Origin of the sequence: Photobacterium rosenbergii (genome assembly GCF_033022775.1) — a bacterium.
In the GTDB taxonomy this organism is placed as follows: Bacteria; Pseudomonadota; Gammaproteobacteria; order Enterobacterales; family Vibrionaceae; genus Photobacterium; species Photobacterium rosenbergii_A.
On the sequence record NZ_JAWJZI010000040.1, the window covers coordinates 1 to 2,390 of the forward strand.

Genomic DNA, 2,390 nt, shown 5'->3' on the forward strand with positions numbered 1-2,390 from the left:
CCGACATCGTCATTGCTCGGCGTGCCGGAAAGCAGCCCGCTGGCAGTGTTGAAGCTCGCCCAACTCGGCAAATTATCAATGCTGAAGGTCAAGTCATCATTGTCGATATCGCTGGCTACTGGCGTGAAACTATAGCTGGCATCCTGGTTGACCGAGGTCGCCGGGGTGCCGCTGATAGTCGGCGCATCGTTGACGTTGACCACTTCCAGGTTGAACGCCGCCAGGCTGACCGTTTCCGTGCCGTCGCTCACCTTGATCACTATGTTCGACGTGGTGCCGACATCGTCGTTGGTCGGGGTGCCGATCAGCTGCCCGGTGGCGGTATTGAAGCTCGCCCAGACTGGCAGGTTGTCGACACCGAAAGTCAGCGCATCGTTGTCGAGATCGCTCGCTACTGGCGTGAAGCTATAGCTGGCATCCTGGTTGATCGAAGTCGCCGGGGTGCCCGAAATCGTCGGTGCGTCGTTGACGTTGACCACTTCCAGGTTGAACGCCGCAAGGCTGACGGTTTCCGTGCCGTCGCTCACCTTGATGGTGATGTTCGACGTGGTGCCGACATCGTTGTTGGTCGGCGTGCCGAACAGCTGCCCGGTGGCGGTGTTGAAGCTCGCCCACGCCGGCAGATTGTCGATACCGAAGGTCAAGTCATCGTTGTCGATATCACTGGCGCTCGGGGTAAAGCTGTAGCTGGCATCCTGCTGTACGCTGGTGGCCGGGGTGCCGCTGATAATCGGTGCGTCGTTGACGTTCACCACTTCCAGGTTGAACGCCGCCAGACTCGCGGTTTCGTTGCCATCACTGACCTTGATCACGATGTTCGTCGTGGTGCCGACATCGTCGTTGGTCGGCGTGCCGAACAGCAGCCCGCTGGCAGTGTTGAAGCTCGCCCATGCCGGCAGGTTGTCGATACCAAAGGTCAAGTCATCGTTGTCGATATCGCTGGCTACTGGCGTGAAGCTGTAGCTCGCATCCTGCTGCACGCTGGTGGCCGGGGTGCCCGATATAGACGGCGCATCGTTGACGTTGACCACTTCCAGGTTGAACGCCGCCAGGCTCACGGTTTCCGTGCCGTCGCTGACTTTGATCACGATGTTCGCCGTGGTGCCGACATCGTCGTTGCTCGGGGTGCCGAACAGCTGCCCGGTGGCGGTGTTGAAGCTCGCCCATGCCGGCAAGTTATCAATGCTAAACGTCAGATCATCGTTGTCGATATCACTGGCCACTGGCGTGAAGCTATAGCTCGCATCCTGCTGTACGCTGGTGGCCGGGGTGCCCGATATCGACGGCGCATCGTTGACGTTGACCACTTCCAGGTTGAACGCCGCCAGGCTGACAGTTTCTGTGGCGTCACTGACCTTGATCACGATGTTCGACGTGGTGCCGACATCGTCGTTGCTCGGCGTGCCGAACAGCTGCCCGGTGGCGGTATTGAAGCTCGCCCACGCCGGCAGGTTGTCGATACCAAAGGTCAAGTCATCGTTGTCGATATCACTGGCGCTCGGGGTAAAGCTGTAGCTGACATCCTGCTGTACGCTGGTTGCCGGGGTGCCGCTGATAGTCGGTGCGTCGTTGACGTTCACCACTTCCAGGTTGAACGCCGCCAGACTCGCGGTTTCCGTGCCGTCGCTCACCTTGATGGTGATGTTCGACGTGGTGCCGACATCGTCGTTGGTCGGTGTGCCGAACAGCTGTCCGGTGGCGGTGTTGAAGCTCGCCCATGCCGGCAGATTGTCGATACCGAAGGTCAAGTCATCGTTATCGATATCACTGGCCACTGGCGTGAAGCTATAGCTGGCATCCTGCTGTACGCTGGTGGCCGGGGTGCCGCTGATAATCGGTGCGTCGTTGACGTTCACCACTTCCAGGTTGAACGCCGCCAGGCTGACAGTTTCCGTGCCGTCGCTCACCTTGATCACGATGTTCGTCGTGGTGCCGACATCGTCGTTGGTCGGCGTGCCGAACAACTGCCCTGTGGCGGTGTTGAAGCTCGCCCACGCTGGTAGATTATCAATGCTGAAGCTCAGATCATCATTGTCGATATCGCTGGCTACTGGCGTGAAGCTGTAGCTGGCATCCTGCTGCACGCTGGTGGCCGGGGTGCCGCTGATAGTCGGTGCGTCGTTAACATTCATGACTTCCAAGTTAAACGCCGCAAGACTCGCGGTCTCGTTGCCGTCGCTGACTTTGATCACGATGTTTGATGTGGTGCCGACATCGTCGTTGGTCGGGGTGCCGGAAAGCAGACCGCTGGCGGTATTGAAGCTCGCCCAGGCTGGTAAATTATCAATGCTGAAGGTCAAGTCATCGTTGTCGATATCGCTGGCCACTGGCGTGAAGCTGTAACTGGCATCCTGCTGCACGCTGGTGGCCGGGGTGCCCGAAATGGTCGG

1 protein-coding gene is annotated in these 2,390 nt (G+C 59.2%); it reads right to left on the reverse strand.

Features of this window, described 5'->3' with window-relative positions; genetic code table 11:
* Positions 1-2,390: putative Ig domain-containing protein (locus R2X38_RS26550; protein ID WP_317525341.1), on the reverse strand; the 2,390-nt coding region annotated here is incomplete at both ends.